Below are 21,620 nucleotides of genomic sequence, written 5' to 3' on the forward strand. Positions count from 1 at the left end.
TAAATCCTTTGAACTTATTTTTATTTAAACGCTTTCTAAAATTGAAACCACCTTACCATGCACTGTTGTTGTATTTGGATCTATAGGGTATTTGTCTGATCCATCGACATAATATACTTTGCTGTCTGGTAATTGCTGTAACTCACCTATTTGGAATACGTCATTGATTGAAAATAGGTACATACCTTTTGTTACTGTCGAAGATTTTTTATCGATGAAATATGAAGCCTTGTTGGTTATGGCCACAGCGTCAGTAGAAGGGGAAATCCCTATATTTAACCAAAAGAAATCATTGGCAATATACTTAGTTTTGGCAGTCAATTTGCCGTTTTCAAGTAAGTAGGTATTGCTACAGGCTTGTACACCGTTAGTTAAAGTTTGCTCAGACAAATTATCTTTAATTGCAGGTGCTACTGTATTCTCTTGAACCTTGCGATCCTCCCACTCGTAACCGAAGCATAAATAATGCATAGATGTACCAGTAGCTAAATGGATTCTGCAAAGCAACTCATGCGGAGTAACTTTTCGTGTTTGCCAAGTAGACAAAGTACCTATGCTTACAGATGTAGCATTAGATAATTCAGTCCTGTTATTAAATTTTAATATTTGAATCAGACGTTTAATTATTTGGGAACCGCCATCATAGTGAGCAGGTTTACCTAAGGGGTATCTGAAATACTTTAAATTTTGATTTATAGTTGCGTAACTTGGTGTCGTAGTAGGGTTGGGACAAAACTGCATAACGTTAATATCACCAACCACAGTATCAAAAAGAAGGTACTCAATTGAAATTCCTGTCGCTAAATGAATGCGTATTAACAGTTCATATGGAACTGTTGAACGTGTTTGCCAGGTTGCGATAGAACCAGGTGAAACACCTATTATCCCCGATAGTTCTACTTTACTTCGTAAATTAAAAATATGTAAAAGCCTGTCTATTACAACCTTCCCCCCCTCAACATTTAAAAGGTCTAATGTTTCATTTTGAATGTAATTCTGTTTTTTGTTGACTTCGCTATCTGTTTGATCAATCATTATCTCACCAAGTGACGATACTGTTAAGTAGCCTTAGACACTACTCAACACCAAATACAATTGAATAGAGGGTAACACTAAATGACCAGATCTGCTTATCAAATTGCTAGCCCATTCGTATCATTTGAAGAGTATTCTCGGCTGTCTGGAGTGCCGATCAATACTATTCGTTGTATGGTAAGGGAAGGGCGCTTGCCTATCCGCACCAAGTTAAAACCACAAGAAAAACCACTTATCAACATGTTAGCGTTAATGAGAGAAGCGGATGAGCAGTGTTTAGTTGCTTAATCCGCTTACTATCACTTTGACTATTTTTCTCTTCAATTGAATATTAGCAAAAAGGAATTTTGCCGCTATGTATGAAAATGATACGAGTAAACATAAAAACCGTCATGTGAATGGTTCTGTCCGTCAGTTTGCACATGATGAGAATTTAAAAAAGGTCGCAGAGGCCGCAAATTTTCACAGTTCACAAATGCTACGCAACAAGTTGTGTTTAGAACAACCGCACCAACTTACGGTGCACGAGCTGGTGCAGATATCACGAGTAACTGGTAATCGCTGCATTGTTGACGGGGTGTTGTTAGATCTCAATTGTGCGCCATCGGTATCGTTAGATTCGTTGAGTTGTGCTGATAAAACCGAGTTAACCGACCGAGCGTTAGATATTAGCGCCAATGTCGCTCAGTTAGGTTCGCTGGCATTAGATGTAAAAGTAACAAAACGAATTACCGAGCGTATGCGGCATGAAACATTAAAACGCGCCAGTTATGTGATGACCGAGCTTGCGATATTCGTGCATGACGTAGAACAGAAATTTCAAGCTATCCCAGTGCTAACCGTTGCGAGTGATGCACTGCAAGCGATGCCTATACCGGGTTTGATGTAAGGCTTTTATAAAAGGAATAAATAATGAATACATTAAAAAAAGATGAATCAGCAATAATGCCCGCAGTGATTAACGCGGCCAATGATGTTGAGTCTCCCACGTTGAGCGAGCGCTTTAATGATATTAGAGCCATGTTGGGTAGAAACTTTGCAGCAGCCCAATACAACAAATTAACTGACCAACAAAAAGCGATGATTTTGTTTGGTGCCCGTATTAAGCCCAGTTCTCACATTAACACCCCACTAGAAAGCATGACGTTCGAAGAACGTGAGCAGATCCGCTTATCGATTATTGCCCTTAGAAATTTAGGCCAGTCATTTGGCGAGAGTTTATTAAGCCGTGACCAATTCAGCGTTAAAGCAAACCGTAAATTACATGCATAAAAAAGCCACATTCGTTTGCACCGGATGTGGCCACATCAATTCAAACTAAACCAGACAGGATTAATATGAAATCAACACCGCAAAGCTTATCAATAAATCAGGTTGTTAGCAACGAAGCTAATCGCGTTATCGCCTCGCTGTATTTAAAAGGTTTCTCGTGTGAGCCGACCATTGTCGAGTCAGTGCTCGAATCGCTGCTTGAAATTGCTCAGGTGGCAAAGTTGCCCGTCGCATCACAACTTAACATCCGCTTAATAGCTCTCCGCAATAAGATCCGAGTAAACCAAATACAAATGCAAGAGGTGGCGTAATGAGTGCTGATAATTCGAGCCAAGACGCATGTTATATCGCGGAGTTAGACAATCGCTGTTTTTTACGGTTGCTAAAAATTCACCTCGATGGATTTAATCAGGCTGTTGAGGATGGTTTTTTTTCAACTGCTCATTATCACTTAAATACCATCTCTGCAATGCGTTCTCTATCAAACATTGTGCTGCAGGGGGATTTTGTTGATGAGTCGCTGAGCGCTCTTTATTTCCTATTGCTAGCAGCAATTAAAAAATCTCAGTCAGAAGGGGCGCTTAAATGAAATTATTTAATGTTGATCCAACCGAAGTTGAAGTGCTCACTGTTTTTGCTATCAATTGTTTCATGTGTGCGAACACTCATTATGTTCAAAGAGAAAGAACAGTGGGGGATGCAATTAATAGCGCAGCTAAAGACGGTTGGCACGGTTATGAAATTGACAGTGAAACTTGCTCTGCTGCGTGCCCTACATGTATTCAAGAAGTGAAAGAAAATGAAGCGGAAAATTTTACAGAAACGGTTGAGTTAAAACTACGAGTTAGTCCAAGTGCAACTAGCATGACCATTTTGGAAAAAGAAGTGAGGGGAGACATTAGGTCATGCGAGTTATTTCCTACAGCGGGTCCAGTCTGTGATACCAAAAAAGATTTTGTTTTAACCCCGCTAGAGGAATTTAGACACTACACGGCTATCAGCAAAATGAAGGCTGTTAACTTGTATTTTATTCGTGAATTCGCTTTAGAGCAGTTAGAAATATCCAAAGATGCTGCACTTGTTTCATTTTGGAATGGCAATCGGGACAGTATTCCATTTATGAAGGCTGATGCTTTTGAATGGGCTCAACTTGCTAGAGGCCTTGCTCGTGAAATTAAAAAGAAGGGTGGTTTATGAGCAAAGCAAACAAAGCCGCCTTTGAACATATCTTGAGCCATTATCGCGGCAATAAACAATCCCTTGTTGGTGAAATCAAGATACTGATTGATAACGATAGCGTGATCGACAATGCGCGCCTAGTGAATATTGCTAAATATTGCGGTGCACTTGATTGTTTGTATTGGCAAGCGCTGGGTAACGACCTTACCAATTTAGCCAAAGGGATCCGTCGAACACTCACTAAAGCTCATGCGTTTCATGGCATCGAGGGGTTGTGATGGATTTCGAGCAACTCGAACGCCAAGCCGGGATTAATCTCTCGGCTATTTTTTTGACTGTTTCCGATAAAGCAGATCTTAATTGGTCGAAAAGGCAGCTTGACGGGTTACCGGATGAGGTGGCCCGCAGCTTATTTAAGGAGTATTTACATAAGTGGCGCGCGGACAAACCTCGCGCTAAACGCAATGCCAACATCTGGCTGCGTAAACGGGTAATCGCGGTTAATGACATGCTGCACACATTCCCAATACCCATTTGGCATTTACAAACCGATGTACGCCGTGCAGCCATAGCCCACGAATGGGCTAATCGATGTTCGACATTACTGCATAACGCCACCGAATACGGCAGTACACAAATTGACGCATTAGAGCTCGTTAATCGGGTCAAGCAGCCTGCCGACATGTGGAGCTTTAGCCCACCAATGCCCAGTGTTAAGCATTACCAAAAGCGTAAGGAGAAAGGGGAGTTTGATAACGACCCACGGATGTATAACGCCATTGCAGGTGCCATTGCCCGATTAACTGATGAGTCGTGGTGGCTGCGAAAACTGGATAAAACATTTCGTCAATATCAAGAACACGCCGCCATAGTCACAGGTAAGGTACGCGCTGGCGTGTCTGCTTATGTTTCCTATCAATGTTTAAAGGCCTACCAACAGCGTAAACAGGCCGCAGCGGCATGGTTAAATCAAATGCTCGTGGTTAACGAAGCACAAGGGCTAGAGCTTAGCCTTGCAGAAGCCGTGGCTGCATCGGTGGCTAACCCTGAAAATCGCCGCGCCGAACTCATGGTGCGTATGCGTGGATTTGAAGAACTTGCCATCGACACGGGTTACGTTGCCGAGTTCTATACCATCACCTCACCGAGTCGCTACCACTCATGGAAAAAGAGTAAACAAGGGCCGTGTTATTCAAATAAAAAATATGACGGCGCCAACCCAAAACAAACTCAAGCGTATTTGTGCCAACAATGGGCCAAGGCTCGCAGTAAATTAGCGCGTAATAATGTCGACCTGTTTGGTTTTCGGGTGGTAGAGCCGCATCACGATGGCACCCCACATTGGCATATGGTGCTGTTTATGCGCCCCGAACAATTAGCGCTAGGGCGTGGCATTATTCGCGATTATGCGCTTGAGCATGATTTAGATGATTTTGGTAAAGCTCCCCACGATATTGAAAACGACTATCAACGCTATCGTGCTCGTTTTGATTTTAAAACTATCGATCCAGAGCAGGGCAGCGCTACGGGTTATCTGACCAAATACATCGCTAAAAACATTGATGGTGCCTACGTCAACAGTGACTTTGAGGCGGAGTCATCGGGTAAGCATGGCGCAGATGGTGTGACCGCATGGGCTAGCACATGGAATATCAGACAGTTTCAGCAAATTGGTGGGCCCTCGGTCACAGTATGGCGTGAGCTGCGCAGACTACGAGAAGAAGTTGAAGGCGATGAAATATTAGAGCGAGCTCGTAGCGCGGCAGACTCAAGTAACTGGCAACGCTTTATTGAAGTGATGGGTGGGGCGAGTTGTAAACGTGCCGATCGCACCATTCAGCTAGCCAAAGTGGTGAATGAAGCCGCCAATCTCTATGGCGAAGATGTCACCAAAATCATGGGGGTGATGTCGCGTGAAAACCACACACCAATCAACACCCGTCTCGAGGGGTGGGAAATTAGAGCGCCGCGCGATGACAGCAGCGAACCAGATGCGTTTGATTTGGCTCTTGACTCTTCTTTTGATCTTGCTTCTAAAAGTGGCGACAGCCGCGCACCTTGGAGTTCTGACAATAACTGTACGCAGGTGAAAAAACAGCCTCAAACCTTGAGTGATCACGACCGACAGTTAATGACCGAGGCTAAAAAGTTGGGACTCGAGCGCGACAGCATTAAACGTTTACGTGCAGGCGCAGTGATTGATAATGCGGTTAATGGTGTTAGCCAATATGTTCGTCTTCGAAATGGCATCTTAATTAGCAGCAAACAGCCACCAATGCCAGCGAACGCCAGCGCGCAAAGTGAGGGCGATTGGTGCGACAGCCATACCGACCAACTTATTGATGCGGCTAACCGAGATAATAATGCCGCGATAAATAAGCAATTGCGCAAAGAAGCTTGGTCGCTGCTCGATGCTAAAGGTGAACACGATGGGGATGTTGACCAATGGCTGCTGGATATGCCGCGTCAGCATCACCAACTTGCAATGGACCAGTTGCAACAAGTGATTGAATTGCAGCAATACGAGCACAGCTTTAATACGCCAATAACATCAGAGTCCGAGCGATGGCCTGAGCATGAACCAGAGGAAAATAACGAATATGAATTGTTCTAACCTTAACGCTAGCCACAATGACCAGATTCATTTGCAGGCATGTTTAGCCAGGTATCAACGCTGCAAACAAAAGTTGGATTTCTGCAATCGTGCACTTGTTCGTCAATGGCTAGATGCTCTGCCAGACGGTGAGCGTGAGCAGTGCCGAACCGTATTAAATAATCTAGTTGCAGTGCGCCGTAATAAAAGAGGTCAACATGAAAAATCGATCTAAAACCAAAGTTATCTTATTCCCTGGTCACGAAACTGTGTCCGGTATCGATGCCCTGATAAACATGACCCGTATAACCAGTGAGGCGAAAATTAATGCTTTAAAAGCTCACTTAGTGGATGGGTTACCCGCAAAACATGCTTATTGGCGTCATCACGTTGACCAGCAGCATTTTAGCGAGGCGCTAAGAAAATTAAATCGAGCGGCAGAACTGGCACTGAAATATAGTGAGGCACACAAATGAATAAAAAACATGGGTTAACTAGTGTTGAAAAACCATTAAATCTATCTAAAGCCAATTGTGGTTGGTATATCGCTCAGGCACTAAACGCAATGAGACCAATAGTGATGGATGACCATCATCATTTTGCAGGTTTCTCATTGTTAAAATCGACACTGGCGCAAGACGTTCGGTCCATGTTTGAGGGTTATGAGGTGGTAGAAGCAAGAGTTCATCTATTTGAACCGGAGGATTTCGTGGTTAATCACATTGATAACGCCTATGGGGATGCAACTGCTTATATTTGTCGACTAGACAGTTACGGCCCTTCACGGTTTTCAATCAATAATGAACCAGTCGAAGAAAAGCAGGGCCATTGGATGGCGATCCCAGCGGGGCTAGGACACGCTGTTAGCGTGGGGAATGAGCCTAGGGTTTCTATGGTTGTGTGGGCAAATAAATTACTGGATTGAATAAAAAAACGCTTACAACAAATGCTGTAAGTGCTAAACATTCAATTTGTTGGCTAGATATAGTACATATATGAATTCAATACATTTTTTTCTAATGAGGCCAACTCACTACGTATTTGTTTAACATATACGTCATCAAAATTGAGTTGGTCAAACTCATTCACACATGCCTGGTACTTTTTTAATTTGTCTGCAGGCGTCCCTAGGTTGCTTATTAAATCTTCCATAATGCGATTCCGTTACAGTGAATAATTATCATTTACTGATATAAGTAACAAATTATAGTCAATACAGCAGAACTGGGACGTTTTTTATGAAATTATTTAATATTTTATTTTTAATTATCTAGCTATCCCTTCTTAAACAGTTTGTTAAGTGTTTTTCAATGGTGTTTTATCTATAGAAGGTTGAGAGATCTCTTACAAGATGATGGGAGTAAAGGCTAGTTCACTAGCCTTACTTATCCGCTATCTAAACGATTGTCTGTCTTGGTAGTAATTTTTTGCGGCATCGATAGCCACTGAAATGAGCGCCATTAACAGCAGTCCAGATAAGGCAAATTTAAGATATGGGAAGGTGTCATAAATGAACATAGGGTTAAAATCAGTATAATGTCTGATCCCTTGCTCAATAGCTGAAAACAGGTTAATGATGATAGAGAGGCATAAAATACCTATGATGGACATTTCATTACTGGTGAATTGGTAATACTTACTGGAGTAATGCGCTATTTTACTGAGTATTCCCCACTCTCTGGCTGCAACCCAATTGGCGGTAGCCTGTCGGTAGATGACTAATAAAATAACAGTTAAGTCGAGCAGGCTTATTGCCACGTAATAGAATGCTCCCCAAGTTAAAATGACATCTAATATAACGATGTCTAATGTTTTAACTAATGTTAGTGTACCTATTAGCCATCTGATATTTGGGGAACGGGCACTAATCCCAAAAGCGACCAACATGATCGCCCACGAAATTACATTAAACGAGAATTGAAATTGTTCCATTATCATTGTCGCTATTATTGGCTACGGTTAATGGGCTATCGTCATTATTCACTGAATTGTGGAGCGATTCTTGGGCCATGATATTTGGCTTAGGCCTTGCAATGCCACCGCCGACAGAAAGTTGGGGTAAATTTGAATCTACAACATTTTCTTTTGACTGACTAGGTTTGTCATTAATAGACAATGAGTTACTTGTCATCTGTGTGTTTACATATGTTGGAATATTTGCCGGGATCTGCATAATCCTTTTCCTTATCTTTTTTGAATATCGTTTTTGTTAATAGATTGTTGGAGTTGAACCCTGTCATCATACATAAGTGTAAGAACTGAGACAATTTAGGTTCTGTAATTCCATCTTCCCAATTGTATATTGTTTGCCTTGAACACCCCAGTTTAGTGGCTAATTGGTTAACGCTAAGCTTTTGCGACAATCTGATAGTTCTAACTATGTCCTGTGTTGACTGCATAAACCCCTTCCGTGTGAGTTACAACTCGCTATATTTGTTACGAGTGTATGGTTATTGTTTTTAGTGAAGTCACATTTGTATCATTACATATACAATTAGTCTAATTTTTTTGACGTGCACCCTGATATGATCCGAGCGGGCCTTATTAACTGGAGGAATTGGGGATGTGTATCTATATTGAGCAGGTTGATTTTGTATTACGTTCACTAGATACGCGAAGTACTGCACTAGACCAAAACATCGCAGTGTCACTTATCGCAAATATTATAAAAGACGCAAAAAAAGACGAAGATATGAACGCCGCATTAGAGGCTGAGATTACTTCACGCTCAACAATGAACTGAGCTACATTAGGGCTAGCTCTTGTTGTAATTGCTGGCGCTGCTGCGGATCCATCGCTTTAGCCAGTTCAGACACAAGGGCGCTACATGTTAATGCACTGGGGCTTAACGTGTGACTGAAACTTAAATTAGTCACAAACGTATGGCCGCATTCAGGGTCAGTGCATGAACAATATAAATCGGCATGCCCCATCGTCAGCCGATTTGTTTTACCGATAATCGCTTTTGCGTTACACACATTACAATGAACTCGCATCACAATCTCCCAATCGATGAACGCTAATAGCTACAGTTTATAGTCAATAGTCAATATAGTAGAGTGTACGCCAATCCACTGTTTTTTTAAACAGTGTACTAATGAGCATATGTGAATTTGTTTCTGAAAGTTTAATCAGTTACCATGCAACTTTATGACTATGAATATATGTATTGAGGTATTTGTGAAAGGGAATTTTTGTAATGTTGGTAAGTTTACTCCTTCAGGTAGAGCTAAGGATGCAATAAAAGACATGAACAACGTTTTGGATATGTCCAGCATTCTTAGTAAAATTATAAGTATGGTGCCATTTTTTCAGATATTTGCCGGAAAAAATTCATTCTTGGGAGTTGCGACAGCCTCTGCTAGTTACAATGTTCGTACCTACGAGTGGCAAGCATTTGCAGATGCAGTTAATGGCATAGAATTAGTCAAAAAAGAAAGGTTATTTTTTATTGCCACTCAAGCTGAATTATATTCTGTCGGTGAAGAGCGAAAATTTTGGAGGTGTGTTTCGAATGCACTATAAAAAAGCAAAATTGTTGTTAGGTGCAATAGCGTTAATATCTTTTAATTCAGTAGGTGTATCTTGGCCCTATGATGAAAGTACGCTGTTAAATAACATGAATAATACATATTCAGCTCTAGAGTCTAAGACCGGGGCTTGTATGGAGTTAAGTAAGCGAGAATTAACGTCGATTAAAAGTGATTGGCTTTATGCTCAAGATAAATTAAAACAAAAAATCATTTTGTTAGTTGTATCGAGAATCGCCTCTGAACGCTGCGTTGAGGAAGAAAAAACAGCTTATACAATGGCATTAATGAATTATACGTCAGAGACTGAAGATAAAACTAATATAGATAAGTGGGTCGTACTAAATAAATCTTTCTACACACAAGAAACATTAAATTTATTATCAGATGTCGATCCTGAAAAAATAATATCCTTGTCAAAAAGTGCTGAGTTGAGCAAACCTTTTGACCCTAGAATTGCTTATGAGTTTATCACTCCTGAAAGCATTGATTGAATAAAACCTATGTAAGGCCTTATATTTATTTTTAAGGCTTTACATGGATTATTACTCACTCCAAATCAAACACTAATTTCAATCTGCCGCCAATTTCGGGATCTCGCGCTATAGCATCAACCATTTTGTTTATCAGCGGTTTAGTCTCGGCCTTAAAATACATCTCGCCATACTTGGTCGGGTCGCCAAATCCTGCGGCGTTCGTTGGGATCATACCGCCTAGGCCTGCGGGAAATCGATGCGCGTTAAATACATCTTGCGCGCTAACCGCTTTGACATTGCTGAATTCATCTTTTGATTCAAAGTTACCGACAGGGATTATTTGCAGACCTTTTTCTTTGCCGTTGGGGATATTGACAAACAGGCTTTTAAAGTTGCCCACGCCTTTAGAGTCTTGAATTTTCTGCTTAATCTCATTTTCAACTTTGGGGTCTAAATTGGGATCGGTGGCATACATGATAAAACCCATGTGGGCGCCGTTTAGAAAATATTTGCGGCGAAACAAAGTTGCGTCTTCGTTGAGTAGTGCAGCTTGCATACCGCCGATATAATCGGCCAAGCCGTACACTTGCTGCACCGGATCATACTGGCGCACCCAAACGATATCAGCTGCTTTATAGCGTTTAAGCTGGTCGTCACGTTCAAGCACCACAGCGCCGCCATCTGCTGCCACGCGGGTCCGGTAACTGGGCAGTGGAAACAACCGCAAGGCACGGCCAAAGCCATCGCGAACTTTAAGCAGCGCCACATCACCAAACATGATTTGATTAGTAAATGCAGCTTCAACATGCTGCGCTGTCATGCAACCAGAGATAAAACGGCTAGCAGCCATGTTAACTCGGCTTTGTAATATGCCGCCATGCTGGGCGTTACGCCGAGGCAAGTTGGCCAACAATCCTCTGTCGATTGGCGGCTCCCAATAGCGATCATAGTCATTAAAATGCAGTGAGTCGTAATCCGTCAACCACATATTCGGCATCACGGCTTCAGGCATGCTAAACACCACAGTGCCATTGCTACTTGTGTGTTCTGTTTCGTCTATGGTTGCGTCGTTAGCGGCTGTTAGCTTTGCATCGCCCATGTTGATTTCCTTTTGTGTAAATGGTTGAGTGGTTCGTTGATGATGGCGTGGCTCAATGCCCAAAAACCGTCAGCATGGCCCACTTTGTCAGAGCGGTCGGCTTTGAATGTCATCATGTTGCCACTGCCAGTCATGCCGCGCTTTATTGCCATGAATGCGGCGGGTAAATCTTTCATGTCTTGATCGAGTTGCAAGCGGTTACCTTCGACAACATCTATCATTTTTAATACCAGGCGATTTTTGCTTTCATTACTGTAGTGAATGGCCGTGGCTTCACGAGGGTGTAAATCATGAATCGTGTCCCAAACACCTGCGCCTATGCCCGTGGTATCGACGCCTAAATAAGTGACGTTATAACGCGCAAAGGTTTTTTCAATCTCATTGACGTGATGTTGAAAATTCAGGCCGCGCCAATAATGTCGCTCAAGGCACCTAAACTTTTCTTTATCACCAATGGGTGGGGCCACGACGACTAAACATGCATTGTCACGAGTTCGAGATGGATCATAGCCCAGCCAAACTTCACGATTACCAAACGGCCTAGCATCAAGCGGCTTAAAGTCTTGCCATTTATTGGCATCAAACATCAACTTAGTGAGCACGTTAAATTTAAAGACCGAGGCGGTATCATCGACAAACACACACATATAGAGGTTGCTATAAACCTCCGGGCTATACTCCTCTTGCAGCTCTTTGGGATCGATAAGATTGCAGCCCATAGCAACAGCGGTTTCAACATCGATGATGTAACGCCACTGTTTATCGGCGCAAATTCTCCCGCCATCTTTCAACTCATTGTCAGATGGGAATTCAACAAACTGGCGAGAGCTGTTATCGCCTTTCCATTGATCGCCCGTCCAGAAAGGGTAAGCAGGGTGATTCTTGGCGCTAGGTGTAGAAAAATAGGTTTTGTTAAATCGGGTTTGTGTCGCACAGGCGGAAACAACCGCACTAACTTTAGTGAAATCCCTTATCCAAAAATATTCATCAACGTAAACATTGCCAGATCGAGACTGAGCAGAATTAGAGCTGGTTGCTAAAAAGAAAAGTTCGGCTCCATTACTTAATACGATGGGGTTACCGGTTAACTCTAACTCAAAAAATTGGCGGGCAATTTTTATAATGTATGAACGGAAAACCTCAGCCTGAGCGCGTGTAGCTGAAATGAATATTTGGTTTTCACCCGTTAGCACAGCATCTTCAAATGCTTCACCAGCACAGCCGTAGGTAAAACCCACTTGGCGCGACTTCAATACATTACGTGTTCGCGGCATCGCAGGGTCATTTTTTACCGCTCGCATCAACTTTTGATATTCAAATAGGCTATCAACCCAAATGTCGAAATCTTCAGCCGTGAGGTGTGATACATCGTTCTTGATTTTACGGCCAGGAGGTTTTTTATTGTTACCGGCTTTATCTGAACTGTTCGTTTTGCCTTTGCTCTGTGATTTACCTTGTGACGGAATTTGCTGTTCAGCATCCCCACGTTCGAGCACTGCGCGCTGCTTTTTGAGCTTTACATGCTGATTAATCAGCATGTCGAGTTCTTTTATCTGCATTCCCGACTTATCAGCAATATCAGTTAACAGCACAATACGGCGGGCGATGGCTTCGTCCACTTCTTCTTCGCGCAGCATATCGCGCCAGCTATATTTTTCAGCCCAAAAATAAATAATACGGTTGTTGGGTAAGCCGAGTTCGTCGCGGATCTCATCTGGCGTATGTCGACGTAAATACAGCCGTTTTGCAGCTTCTCGAATTTCGGGAGAGTAGGCCATTAAGCTCGCTAATCATGAATAACGTGGGTCAATGGCATCAGTGTATTCATTTGTGCATTGCGTAGAACGCACTTAAATTCGGCTCAATTCTGATTAAGCCTCTATCCGAATTGACGATAACTTTGCTCAGTGCTAACCGCAATTCAACTCGCTATGCTGACCGTCAAATGAATCAATAATGTGGCAAGTGGTCAATTCAATGAGCAAACAAACAGGATGGGTAATCGCGGCGACAGAAGGTGCGACAGTTGATGGTCGCACCATCACTAAGGCGTGGATTGATGACATGGCCGCACAGTATTCTGTTGATGAATACACCGCACTCATCTGGCCTGAACATTTCCGCTCATCATGGGCCCCGTTTGACGGTAAAAACTGGGGGGTGATTGATGAAGTCAAAGCCGCAAAGTTTAACGGAAAAGTACGTTTATTTGTCAAGCTAACCGCTAACGACTACTTACTTGATGCTAACAAAGACGGTCAAAAGCTGTTTATGTCAATTGAGCCTGACATTGATTACAAAGGCTCAGGCCGCTGTTATTTACGTGGTCTAGCTGTAACCGATACCCCCGCATCGACAGGTACCACCCGCCTTAAATTTTCTGTTGGCAATGATGCAACAGAACACGAATACAGTCAGCTTGAAACCTTAGAGTTGAATGATTTTATTCAAGGTGACACTGAGCAGCAAAATGAAAAATCTCTTTATAGCCTGTTTGCCGGATGGTTAAGAAATCAGTCTCCTAATCTGGCACCCGAAACATCTGAGGATGATCCAATGAACAAAGAACAATATGACGGCTTGATAGGTCAGTTTTCAACGCTTGGCACTCGGCTAGACAGTCTTGAAGGTCAGGTTAGCCAGTTCAGTAAGCAAACAACAGAGATAACACCACCTAAAGACGATGAAGAAACGTCACCTGCAGGCGTTGTGACTTCTGATCAGTTTTCTGTATTAGGTGAGCAGTTAACGGGCTTTTCCACCAAATTGGATAAACTCGCCACTGACTTTGCCGCGCTAAAGCTAGAGGTGCCAGGGCAAGAGCCAAATCCGGGAGGGCTGAATGAGCCTGAGAGCTGCACGGTATAAGTGCCCACAGTTCTGAATTGAACCGTCTGAACTGAACATTCATCACAGCGAGAAAGAAACATGAATTTAACCCCATTAGCTAAGGCTCACGTAAAAGAGTACTGCGCTGACATAGCAAAAAACTATCAAGTTGACGATGTACACCATCAGTTCAGTGTCACTGAGCCGATGGAACTCAAACTACGTGCTGCCATGCTCGAAGCCGTCGATTTTCTAAAACTGATTACTAATCTACCCGTTGACCAAATCCAAGGCCAAGTGGTTAAAGTGGGCAGTACATTAATTGCCACGGGCCGAAAAGAAAACGGCCGTTTTACCAGTGGCCAAGATGTTGATGGCAATACTTATCAGCTAACCGAAACTGACTCTTGCGCAGCGGTAACATGGGCGACCTTGGCTGTTTGGGCTAATGCTGGAACAGCAAAACAATTTATGAAGTTGATGAGCCAAAACGCCACAATGCGCTTTGCACTGGATAAGCTGCGGGTGGGTTTTAACGGTACATCAGTGGCAAAGACAACCGATCCAGAGGCTAGCCCATTGGGTGAAGATGTTAACAAAGGCTGGCACCAGCTTGTTAAGGAACAAGCCCCAGAGCAAATAATTACCGATCCTATTTATTTTAACCCTGATGCTGATGTCAATGCTCTGAAAGATAATGAGTATAAGACTCTTGATGCCATCGTAACCGAGCTTAAAAATACCCATATTCACGTTACATTACGCAGTGATCCTCGCTTAGTGGTCTTGATTGGTAGCGATTTAACCGCCACAGCTCAAGCCAGAATGGCCAATATGGCAGATACGCCGACAGAGCGTGTCGCAGTGCAGAAAATGGATAAAACCATCGGTGGGTTAAAGGCTTACACTCCGCCACATTTCCCTGCTAAACGTATTACCTTGTGCTTACTTAATCATCTGCATATATACACCCAAAAAGGTACTAGCCATCGTAAGTCTGAAAATGTAGAAGACCGTAAGCAGCATGAAGATAAGTATCTCCGCTGGGAAGGTTATGGCGTCGAAGAATTAGAAGGCTATGCCGCTGTCGATGAAGACGCAATGCACATTGGCGCAGCTCCTGCTCTTGTTTCTGAAGAATAAGCGCTAATAAATAGTGCCGAGAAAACTCGGCTCTATTAATCATAAACAAAAATAAATATGGGAGTGAATGATGGGTGCAATAGCGGATTATCGTAATCGAAAAATAAGCCAAGTTAATGTAAATAAGAGTGCTGACATCCCATGTATGGAAGCGCCAACGGATGTTGGCCCCGCGATGAGCATTCTTGCGACCTTATTTGGTGTCAACGTTGAATGTGCCATCGATACGGCGCAGGCATTTATCGATAGCGGAGCCCGTGTTATTGGCATCGATCCAGCGCTTAAAGGCTCAGAAAAAACGGTTATTTCAGAGGTATCAAACGGTGTGATTGATGTCATAGCCGAATGTGATATTGATGAATTAACGCATGCTGCCAGCCTTGCCAGTGACTCAGCAACCGATATAGCCGATGCGAGCTATGAGGTATCAAACAGTGCCGCCGATATTGCCGATGCAACGGCTGAGATATCTGCTGCTGCAGATGAAATAAAAGAGGTGATCAGTGAGGTAAAAAAGTCGCCGGAGGTGCCTTTATCCTCGCCATCAAAGAGCGAAATGAAGCCCGAAAAAAGCTTGAACAAGTAAGACTGTCTGGCTCGGCATGTTACGCACCGAGTTTGCATTTGCAGTTAAGTGAACTTGATGGCGACCTTAAACAGTTAAAAGCGTTTGCCAGACGACAAGACAAGATAGCCCATAAACGTGATGTGTTGCTGCCCAAATGGCAACCCATAGTTGATAAATATTTGGCCGATGTAGGCTCAAAGGAGATAGAACCCAGTGATCACCCTATTTTTGCTCGTTCTATTATTTGGCTATTTGATGTCGGCGACTTTGGACGAGCGATTGAGCTTGGCTTTAAGGCCATTGAGCTGGGCCAAGCGATGGCTGCAGGTATTCGCCGCCAGTGGCCGAGTTTTATTGCCGATACCGTTTTTGAATGGTGCGAAATACAAGCAGAGCAGGGCCACAGCGTCGAGCCTTATTTCAGCCAAGTTTTTAGCCAGGTTGCACAGCATTGGCAACTGGCTGAGCCCATTACCGCTAAGTTCTATAAGTTTAAAGGTCTTAACCTACTGCGCAGCACGAACGGCGAGGTTAAGGCGACCCAAGTGGGCGACATCAGCACCTTGCAACAAGCGGATGCCTTGCTAGAAAAAGCCGCCAGTTTGCACAAAGGCGTCGGCGTTAAAACCGTCAGAAATAAAATAGAAATGAGAATACGTGCGTTAGAAGCTTACGGCTCACAAGAGCCAAGCTAGCGTAGGGAACGACTCCCAACCCCTCCAGTGCACTGGCTGAGTGTTTAACGGGCGACCGCTAAAAACCACTGTGACGCCAACTGCACTGAACCTAATTAATGAGAGAGCTATGAGCGGATTTGGTTTTGATGCAGGTGAACAGACAAGCATTGCTATCGACACAGATAGCGGTTGGCCTGAGCTATCAACGGGTGAGTTTCGTACTCATCGCCGCATTCCAGAAACCTTTGAAGAGCAAGCTCTTGCTGATTCACTCAATCGCAGCAGCGCCGAGATCCAGCTGCAATTAACTGAGTACATTGCCGCAACAGGCAAGAATGTCCCGTTTGCACTTGGTATTGGTTTGACCCCTCACTTTAGCGACAAACAGATAAGTATTTATCGCGGCGCGGTATATGCCCGCAGTCATGCGGATTTGTTGGGGTATTTTTCTGCAGTAGACCAAAAGGAAGCGGGCAATAACAAGGCGCAAGACTCAGAACAACAAGACACGATTTTATCTCAAAGTAGCCGTGGCATTCGCTTATTACTCGGCTTAGGCCGTGTTGGAGTGGATTCACTATGAGGAACGAACCCCAGACAAAAACACAGTTGCAGCAATTAACTGAGTTCCTACTCGCCAGTTTACAGCCAGTGATTAAAGCCAACAATATCGATGCGTGGCAAGAGCGCGGCACACTAATATTAAGCGGAGAAGACAAGGGAAGCGATGGCTATCAAGTGGCCAAGTGGAAGCACAGTGCCGTTATAGCGCTTGAAGATTTTCCGCACAGAAAAATAAATCCTTATAACCTATTGGCGATGGTTGCTGCCTATATGTTGGATAGCAATTGGCCGCGTGATATTTACGGTTTAGCGGATCCTGACATTGATATCGATGTGGTGAGTAAAGACAATTCTACGGTATTAATAGAAGTGCAGCTGATGGATGACATCGATCTGATCCCTGATAACAAGGGCCCGATTCAATTTAATGATGGCCGCTATCGGGTATCGCTAGTGCCTATCAATATTGCGGAAAGCATAGATATTGCTGTCAACATAGGCGGTGAATCATGAGTCTGATTATTACCCCTAATTCACACAATGCCCTGACAGTAAAGCAGCAACTTGCCATGCTGGCACTGCCTGCCAATAAACGGATTAAATTATTAAAGCAATTAGGTCGTAGTCAGCGAGCGAAAGCGCGGCAGCGGATACGTGAACAAAAGACCGTCTACGGTCAAAAGTTTGCTCAGCGTAGTGATGGTAAAAAAAGCAAATTATTAAAACGCTTGGGTAAAACCTTAGAACCCTATGTCAAAAATGCTAATCGGCTCGAACTTAAACACAAGGCCAGCTTTACCGGACGTATTGCCGCATTACAGCAAGAAGGTGGTGCTGAACAGATGAGCAAGCAGCGCATGGCTCGTATTCACGGCAAGCCGGATTATAACGCGCTGTGTTCTCGCGCCCAAGCTCGTGCATTAGCCACTGAAGGTTATCAAATTAAACGTAAAAAAGGCCGTACTTATCGTAAAGCAAGTATTAGCGAAATCATGGCCAATGTGTCACAAGGCCAAGCCTCGCTGATTTTGCAGCAGCTGAGAAATAAACCTAAAAAACAACGCTGGAACATTCCGGTACCTGCTCGCCCATTTTTGGGTGACACCCCTGCCAATGTGCAGGCCGAATTAGCCACATTGCTCAGTCAAACGAGATAAATCAATCAAGAGGATAGCCCTATGTCATTAGGTGAAGTAACCGTAAACAATCAAAACCAAGGACAGGGTGAGGTGCAGGCCATCGAGCGGCACTTTCTGTTTGTTGGTTTAGCGGGCAATGAGGCCGAAGAAAGTCAGCTGTATTCGGTTAACGCGCAAAGTGATTTAGAAGGCATGTTCGCAGGCAGTGTACTACGAGAACAAATTATTGCCGCTCAGCTGAACGCGGGACAAAACTGGACGGCGGCGGTGTATCCACTGTCAGACAGTGAAACTATTGCTAGCGCGATTGCTCATGCGAACGAGGTGCAAAGTTTTGAGACTGTGGTGGTGTGTGATGTGCAAACAAGCGCTCAAGCTATCAGTGGCATTGCAGATGTTGTGCTTGGTTTGCAAGGCTCACATGGCCGTTGGTGCTCGGCCATTGTCGCCTTGCTAGGTATTGATAATAGCAGTGAAACATGGTCGGCCTATGAAGCCAAGATGGTAAATATTGTAGCCGATTTAGCCCTGCCGTTAGTGATACCCGTGCCACAACTTAATGGCAATAACGCGGGCGTACTGGCGGGACGTTTATGTAATCGCAGTGTCAGTATTGCCGACTCGCCTATGCGTGTTGCAACAGGCGCGGTTAACGGTTTGGGCGTGATGCCCAAGGACTCAAATGATGCGCCGTTGTCACTAGCCACGCTTAACACCTTAGCTAAAGCGCGTTTGAGTGTGCCGCAGTGGTATCCAGACATGGCGGGGGTTTACTGGGGAGACGGCTCAACTCTCGAAGCCCAAGGCGGCGATTATCAAGTGATTGAAAACCTGCGTGTGGTACATAAAGCCAGTCGTGAAGTGCGGGTACGCGCTATCAGACGGGTGGCTGACCGTATTTTTAACTCAACCCCCGCCAGTATTGAGTTAAACAAAAGCTATTTTATGCAGCCACTGCGGGCCATGAGCAAAAGCATCACAGTCGCCGGAGTGCCGTTCCCCGGTGATATTACCCCGCCGCGTGATGGCGATATTGCCATTGCGTGGATGAGTAAAACCAAAGTCACCATAGCCATGATGGTGCGGCCCTACAACAGCCCCAAATCCATTACCGTCAACATCATGTTAGATCTTAGCGTTCAGTAACGCTGAGACTAACGAAAAGTACTAGGAGCTAACATGCGTTTATCCGGAATGAATTTTAGAACCCACATGGGTGACACTCAAATACAGGTTGATAGTGCCTCGGTGACCATTACCGATAACAGCGGCGTGTCACAAACAGCCGGAGTGCCAGACGGCGCGGTCGATGGTGATGTGGCCGCAAGCGGTGAGCTAACGGTTAATGCGGCTAATTTTGCGCTAATTAGCCAGCAAGCAAAATCAGCCGGTGCATGGCGCGCAATGGAAACGTTCGACATTCAGTTTTATGCGAAAACCGCACAGGATGAAATGAAAGTCGAGTGTTTCGGTTGCCGTATTAAATTGAGCGACTTGCTCGATATCGACAGCAAGGGCGGCAGCGCCAGCTTGTTTAAAATTCCGTTTGATGTGACTAGCCCTGATTTTGTCCATATCGATGGCGTGCCGTATTTACGCCCTGAAGAAATTGAAAACATAGTTCAGTCATAGCACTGAAAAAATAGCACAGAGAATAATAATGGATGATGCAGATTTAGCAGTAAAACACCAAGAACAAGCAGAAGCAAGAGCACGGGCTCAGCGCCTTATTGCTAAGCCTGTAAAACCCAGCGCAAGTCACTGTATTGAATGTGATGAGGCCATTGCTCAAGCACGGCGGCTTGCCGTTTTAGGTGTCGAGCTGTGCATTGAGTGCCAAGAGCTTACAGAGAAAAGGGCAAATAGATGACAAAAGTTCACTTTGGCTTTATTTCAGGTTTAGAAGGTGGCCCACGCTTAACGGGCTATGTGCCGGACTCTCAGTATTCAAATTCTGGGATCACCATTGCCACGGGTTTTGATTTGGGCCAGCGCAGCGTTCAAGACTTGCAGCGTTTATTGCCTCATGCATTGGTCGCTAAATTAAATTTGTATTGTGGGCTAAAGCGGCAGGCGGCGTTATCTGTGTTAGCTCAAAAACCATTAGTGATTAATGAGGATGAAGCCTGTGCCATTGACCTGTGCGTCAAGAGTCAGCTACTTGAACAGCTCACTGAGCGCTATAACCGAGTATCTACTTTACCGTTTAATCAGTTGCCTGAGCACTGCCAAACCGTCATCGCATCGGTGGCGTTTCAGTATGGCGATTTAGCCAGTCGATGCCCTAATTTTTGGGCGCTCGCAATAGCGCAAAACTGGCCCGCCATGGATGCGGAGTTGTGTAATTTTGGTGATAGATACCCGACACGGCGCAAGCGTGAGGCTAATTATTTACGGCTGAGGAGTTAACCATGGGCTGGTTTTCACGCCTATTAGGCGGCGCTAATCCTATTGAGGCCATCGGCAAAGCGGGGGATGCGTTATTTACATCGGATGAAGAACGCCAGCAGCTAAGCAATGATCTGGCAGAGATAAAGCAAAAACCCATGCTAATGCAGGCGCTGGCTAACACTATGGCCGCGCAACATAGATCGGTATTTGTGGCGGGCGCGCGACCCTTTTTAATGTGGGTGTGTGGCTTGGGCTTTTTATTTGCCTTTGTGATTAACCCCATATTGCAATGGTTATTACCAGAACTGGGCACCCCTGAATTGCCACTCGATGTCATGATGGAATTGACTTTAGCCATGTTAGGCCTAGCAGGGTTACGCACCGTTGAAAAAATCAAAGGAGTGGCTAAATGAATCAAGTGGCAGATTGGATGATGGTCGTTATGACATTTATCAGTTTAGTGCTGGGCGTGTTAGTACCGCTATTTTTCAGCCTGACTAATGCCCATAAAAATACGGCTAAAGAGCTGAGCGAACATAAAACCCATGTGGCAGAAAACTATGCCACTAAAGATGACGTAAAAGAGCTGGGCGACCGCATGGAACGCCAGTTAAAAGACGGCATCACCGACATTAAAGAATTAATTAACAACAGGAATGCAGCATGAAGAAGCCCATTACTCTCACCATCGGTACTACAGAATTTAACTTTAACATGACAGCCAATGACCACTCGGATTATATCGATATCATCGGCCGTGGTGGTTCGTTAACGTCGGCGTCAAATAACTTTGTGATCCGCACCATCGATAAAGAGCAAAAAGAAGAGTTTAAAAAATTGCTTGCAGAGTCACCAGGCGCGGAGGTGCAAATAGCGGGGACATTAAAAGGTGAGTTCGCGCCAATTCTGGACATTGCCGTAAAAAAATAACCGCGCTGGTTGAGTCGATTGATAACAACCAGTTTGAGCAGATGTTGACCATTAGACGGCACCTGTTACCCCATGAAGATGACAGTGAGCAGTCGATAGCCCGCGCACTGTGGCTACACAAGAACAATATACAAAACCTTGAAATAGTCACCGCCAACGGGGTGAATAGGGCGTTTTCAGGTAAGTCTAATTAGT

General features: G+C 44.2%; 36 protein-coding genes. 29 read left to right on the forward strand and 7 right to left on the reverse strand.

The features are described 5' to 3' along the window. Positions 1 to 24: 24 nt before the first annotated feature. Entirely contained in the window at positions 25 to 1,035 is a 1,011-nt protein-coding gene (locus HQQ94_RS08230; RefSeq protein WP_173293959.1) for a helix-turn-helix domain-containing protein, read from the reverse strand. Positions 1,036 to 1,116: 81 nt separating this feature from the next. Here HQQ94_RS08230 and HQQ94_RS08235 point away from each other — a divergent pair, with 81 nt between their 5' ends. From HQQ94_RS08235 to HQQ94_RS08285, 11 genes are all read left to right on the forward strand, one after another. After that, positions 1,117 to 1,323 carry a DNA-binding protein gene (locus HQQ94_RS08235; RefSeq protein WP_173293960.1) on the forward strand — a complete coding sequence of 69 codons (207 nt, stop codon included), beginning with the start codon at positions 1,117 to 1,119 and terminating at the stop codon, positions 1,321 to 1,323. A gap of 67 nt (positions 1,324 to 1,390) precedes the next feature. Beyond that, on the forward strand, positions 1,391 to 1,924 hold the full coding sequence (locus tag HQQ94_RS08240; RefSeq protein ID WP_173293961.1) for a phage regulatory CII family protein: 534 nt from the start codon (positions 1,391 to 1,393) through the stop codon (positions 1,922 to 1,924). Between the two features lie 23 nt (positions 1,925 to 1,947). Beyond that, positions 1,948 to 2,307: a hypothetical protein gene (locus HQQ94_RS08245; RefSeq protein ID WP_173293962.1), complete on the forward strand. Its 360-nt coding sequence runs from the start codon at positions 1,948 to 1,950 to the stop codon at positions 2,305 to 2,307. A 65-nt stretch (positions 2,308 to 2,372) separates the two neighbouring features. Continuing rightward, on the forward strand, positions 2,373 to 2,618 hold the full coding sequence (locus tag HQQ94_RS08250; RefSeq protein WP_173293963.1) for a hypothetical protein: 246 nt from the start codon (positions 2,373 to 2,375) through the stop codon (positions 2,616 to 2,618). Further along, entirely contained in the window at positions 2,618 to 2,896 is a 279-nt protein-coding gene (locus tag HQQ94_RS08255) for a hypothetical protein (protein WP_173293964.1), read from the forward strand. Before HQQ94_RS08250 ends, HQQ94_RS08255 begins: the two co-directional genes overlap by 1 nt. Then, positions 2,893 to 3,504 carry a hypothetical protein gene (locus HQQ94_RS22320; RefSeq protein WP_217274015.1) on the forward strand — a complete coding sequence of 204 codons (612 nt, stop codon included), beginning with the start codon at positions 2,893 to 2,895 and terminating at the stop codon, positions 3,502 to 3,504. The genes HQQ94_RS08255 and HQQ94_RS22320 overlap by 4 nt, the downstream gene beginning before the upstream one ends. Continuing rightward, positions 3,501 to 3,764, forward strand: a complete 264-nt coding sequence (locus HQQ94_RS08265) for a hypothetical protein (RefSeq protein ID WP_173293965.1) — start codon at positions 3,501 to 3,503, stop codon at positions 3,762 to 3,764. Before HQQ94_RS22320 ends, HQQ94_RS08265 begins: the two co-directional genes overlap by 4 nt. Next, positions 3,764 to 6,100 (forward strand): replication endonuclease, encoded by a 2,337-nt coding sequence (locus tag HQQ94_RS08270; protein ID WP_173293966.1) that lies wholly within the window; start codon positions 3,764 to 3,766, stop codon positions 6,098 to 6,100. The genes HQQ94_RS08265 and HQQ94_RS08270 overlap by 1 nt, the downstream gene beginning before the upstream one ends. Beyond that, positions 6,087 to 6,314, forward strand: coding sequence for a hypothetical protein (locus HQQ94_RS08275; protein ID WP_173293967.1), 228 nt, complete (start codon positions 6,087 to 6,089; stop codon positions 6,312 to 6,314). The genes HQQ94_RS08270 and HQQ94_RS08275 overlap by 14 nt, the downstream gene beginning before the upstream one ends. Further along, the gene (locus tag HQQ94_RS08280) at positions 6,298 to 6,555 is read left to right on the forward strand and encodes a PapB/FocB family fimbrial expression transcriptional regulator (RefSeq protein WP_173293968.1); all 258 of its coding nucleotides are present in this window, start codon (positions 6,298 to 6,300) and stop codon (positions 6,553 to 6,555) included. Before HQQ94_RS08275 ends, HQQ94_RS08280 begins: the two co-directional genes overlap by 17 nt. Continuing rightward, entirely contained in the window at positions 6,552 to 7,004 is a 453-nt protein-coding gene (locus HQQ94_RS08285) for a hypothetical protein (RefSeq protein ID WP_173293969.1), read from the forward strand. The genes HQQ94_RS08280 and HQQ94_RS08285 overlap by 4 nt, the downstream gene beginning before the upstream one ends. A gap of 467 nt (positions 7,005 to 7,471) precedes the next feature. On the opposite strand, the gene HQQ94_RS08290 is transcribed toward HQQ94_RS08285, so the two are convergent. The 3 genes from HQQ94_RS08290 to HQQ94_RS23070 are packed head-to-tail and all read right to left on the reverse strand — an operon-like array spanning position 7,472 to position 8,478. Further along, entirely contained in the window at positions 7,472 to 8,011 is a 540-nt protein-coding gene (locus HQQ94_RS08290; protein ID WP_173293970.1) for a hypothetical protein, read from the reverse strand. After that, positions 7,986 to 8,252 carry a hypothetical protein gene (locus tag HQQ94_RS08295; protein ID WP_173292462.1) on the reverse strand — a complete coding sequence of 89 codons (267 nt, stop codon included), beginning with the start codon at positions 8,250 to 8,252 and terminating at the stop codon, positions 7,986 to 7,988. The genes HQQ94_RS08290 and HQQ94_RS08295 overlap by 26 nt, the downstream gene beginning before the upstream one ends. Continuing rightward, the gene (locus tag HQQ94_RS23070) at positions 8,200 to 8,478 is read right to left on the reverse strand and encodes a helix-turn-helix transcriptional regulator (protein WP_173293971.1); all 279 of its coding nucleotides are present in this window, start codon (positions 8,476 to 8,478) and stop codon (positions 8,200 to 8,202) included. The genes HQQ94_RS08295 and HQQ94_RS23070 overlap by 53 nt, the downstream gene beginning before the upstream one ends. 164 nt (positions 8,479 to 8,642) lie before the next feature. Here HQQ94_RS23070 and HQQ94_RS08305 point away from each other — a divergent pair, with 164 nt between their 5' ends. Continuing rightward, positions 8,643 to 8,822, forward strand: a complete 180-nt coding sequence (locus tag HQQ94_RS08305; protein WP_173293972.1) for a hypothetical protein — start codon at positions 8,643 to 8,645, stop codon at positions 8,820 to 8,822. Position 8,823: 1 nt separating this feature from the next. On the opposite strand, the gene HQQ94_RS08310 is transcribed toward HQQ94_RS08305, so the two are convergent. Continuing rightward, on the reverse strand, positions 8,824 to 9,075 hold the full coding sequence (locus HQQ94_RS08310) for an ogr/Delta-like zinc finger family protein (RefSeq protein WP_173293973.1): 252 nt from the start codon (positions 9,073 to 9,075) through the stop codon (positions 8,824 to 8,826). 154 nt (positions 9,076 to 9,229) lie between these two features. Here HQQ94_RS08310 and HQQ94_RS08315 point away from each other — a divergent pair, with 154 nt between their 5' ends. Beyond that, positions 9,230 to 9,604, forward strand: coding sequence for a hypothetical protein (locus tag HQQ94_RS08315; RefSeq protein WP_217274016.1), 375 nt, complete (start codon positions 9,230 to 9,232; stop codon positions 9,602 to 9,604). Further along, a complete protein-coding gene (locus tag HQQ94_RS08320) occupies positions 9,594 to 10,103 on the forward strand; it encodes a hypothetical protein (protein WP_173293974.1) in 510 nt (169 codons plus the stop codon). The genes HQQ94_RS08315 and HQQ94_RS08320 overlap by 11 nt, the downstream gene beginning before the upstream one ends. A 55-nt stretch (positions 10,104 to 10,158) precedes the next feature. Here the strand turns inward: HQQ94_RS08320 and HQQ94_RS08325 are convergent, their stop codons facing one another. After that, on the reverse strand, positions 10,159 to 11,184 hold the full coding sequence (locus tag HQQ94_RS08325) for a phage portal protein (protein WP_173293975.1): 1,026 nt from the start codon (positions 11,182 to 11,184) through the stop codon (positions 10,159 to 10,161). Continuing rightward, a complete protein-coding gene (locus HQQ94_RS08330; protein WP_173293976.1) occupies positions 11,166 to 12,962 on the reverse strand; it encodes a terminase large subunit domain-containing protein in 1,797 nt (598 codons plus the stop codon). The genes HQQ94_RS08325 and HQQ94_RS08330 overlap by 19 nt, the downstream gene beginning before the upstream one ends. A 199-nt stretch (positions 12,963 to 13,161) precedes the next feature. On the opposite strand from HQQ94_RS08330, the gene HQQ94_RS08335 reads away from it, so the two are divergent. The 15 genes from HQQ94_RS08335 to HQQ94_RS08405 all read left to right on the forward strand — a co-directional run bounded on the left by HQQ94_RS08335 (position 13,162) and on the right by HQQ94_RS08405 (position 21,619). Continuing rightward, positions 13,162 to 14,052 carry a GPO family capsid scaffolding protein gene (locus HQQ94_RS08335; RefSeq protein ID WP_173293977.1) on the forward strand — a complete coding sequence of 297 codons (891 nt, stop codon included), beginning with the start codon at positions 13,162 to 13,164 and terminating at the stop codon, positions 14,050 to 14,052. Positions 14,053 to 14,112: 60 nt separating this feature from the next. Beyond that, the gene (locus HQQ94_RS08340) at positions 14,113 to 15,156 is read left to right on the forward strand and encodes a phage major capsid protein, P2 family (RefSeq protein WP_173293978.1); all 1,044 of its coding nucleotides are present in this window, start codon (positions 14,113 to 14,115) and stop codon (positions 15,154 to 15,156) included. Between the two features lie 67 nt (positions 15,157 to 15,223). After that, positions 15,224 to 15,742, forward strand: a complete 519-nt coding sequence (locus HQQ94_RS08345; RefSeq protein ID WP_173293979.1) for a hypothetical protein — start codon at positions 15,224 to 15,226, stop codon at positions 15,740 to 15,742. Between the two features lie 38 nt (positions 15,743 to 15,780). Further along, a complete protein-coding gene (gene gpM / locus HQQ94_RS08350; RefSeq protein ID WP_173293980.1) occupies positions 15,781 to 16,419 on the forward strand; it encodes a phage terminase small subunit in 639 nt (212 codons plus the stop codon). Positions 16,420 to 16,528: 109 nt separating this feature from the next. Beyond that, positions 16,529 to 16,984: a head completion/stabilization protein gene (locus tag HQQ94_RS08355; RefSeq protein ID WP_173293981.1), complete on the forward strand. Its 456-nt coding sequence runs from the start codon at positions 16,529 to 16,531 to the stop codon at positions 16,982 to 16,984. Further along, the gene (locus HQQ94_RS08360) at positions 16,981 to 17,478 is read left to right on the forward strand and encodes a phage tail protein (RefSeq protein WP_173293982.1); all 498 of its coding nucleotides are present in this window, start codon (positions 16,981 to 16,983) and stop codon (positions 17,476 to 17,478) included. Before HQQ94_RS08355 ends, HQQ94_RS08360 begins: the two co-directional genes overlap by 4 nt. Beyond that, positions 17,475 to 18,122: a hypothetical protein gene (locus tag HQQ94_RS08365; RefSeq protein ID WP_173293983.1), complete on the forward strand. Its 648-nt coding sequence runs from the start codon at positions 17,475 to 17,477 to the stop codon at positions 18,120 to 18,122. Before HQQ94_RS08360 ends, HQQ94_RS08365 begins: the two co-directional genes overlap by 4 nt. A gap of 21 nt (positions 18,123 to 18,143) precedes the next feature. Continuing rightward, positions 18,144 to 19,250: a DUF2586 domain-containing protein gene (locus HQQ94_RS08370; RefSeq protein ID WP_173293984.1), complete on the forward strand. Its 1,107-nt coding sequence runs from the start codon at positions 18,144 to 18,146 to the stop codon at positions 19,248 to 19,250. 33 nt (positions 19,251 to 19,283) lie between these two features. Next, entirely contained in the window at positions 19,284 to 19,736 is a 453-nt protein-coding gene (locus HQQ94_RS08375; protein WP_173293985.1) for a phage protein, read from the forward strand. 28 nt (positions 19,737 to 19,764) lie between these two features. Continuing rightward, on the forward strand, positions 19,765 to 19,974 hold the full coding sequence (locus tag HQQ94_RS08380) for a TraR/DksA C4-type zinc finger protein (RefSeq protein WP_173293986.1): 210 nt from the start codon (positions 19,765 to 19,767) through the stop codon (positions 19,972 to 19,974). After that, positions 19,971 to 20,513, forward strand: a complete 543-nt coding sequence (locus HQQ94_RS08385) for a pesticin C-terminus-like muramidase (protein WP_173293987.1) — start codon at positions 19,971 to 19,973, stop codon at positions 20,511 to 20,513. The genes HQQ94_RS08380 and HQQ94_RS08385 overlap by 4 nt, the downstream gene beginning before the upstream one ends. Before the next feature lie 2 nt (positions 20,514 to 20,515). After that, positions 20,516 to 20,908, forward strand: coding sequence for a 3TM-type holin (locus tag HQQ94_RS08390; protein ID WP_173293988.1), 393 nt, complete (start codon positions 20,516 to 20,518; stop codon positions 20,906 to 20,908). After that, positions 20,905 to 21,162, forward strand: a complete 258-nt coding sequence (locus tag HQQ94_RS08395) for a hypothetical protein (RefSeq protein WP_173293989.1) — start codon at positions 20,905 to 20,907, stop codon at positions 21,160 to 21,162. Before HQQ94_RS08390 ends, HQQ94_RS08395 begins: the two co-directional genes overlap by 4 nt. Beyond that, entirely contained in the window at positions 21,159 to 21,425 is a 267-nt protein-coding gene (locus tag HQQ94_RS08400) for a putative phage tail assembly chaperone (protein ID WP_173293990.1), read from the forward strand. The genes HQQ94_RS08395 and HQQ94_RS08400 overlap by 4 nt, the downstream gene beginning before the upstream one ends. Positions 21,426 to 21,466: 41 nt before the next feature. Continuing rightward, positions 21,467 to 21,619, forward strand: coding sequence for a DUF6890 family protein (locus HQQ94_RS08405; protein ID WP_173293991.1), 153 nt, complete (start codon positions 21,467 to 21,469; stop codon positions 21,617 to 21,619). The last annotated feature ends 1 nt before the right edge of the window (position 21,620 follow it).

Origin of the sequence: Shewanella sp. VB17 (assembly GCF_013248905.1) — a bacterium.
GTDB lineage: Bacteria > Pseudomonadota > Gammaproteobacteria > Enterobacterales > Shewanellaceae > Shewanella.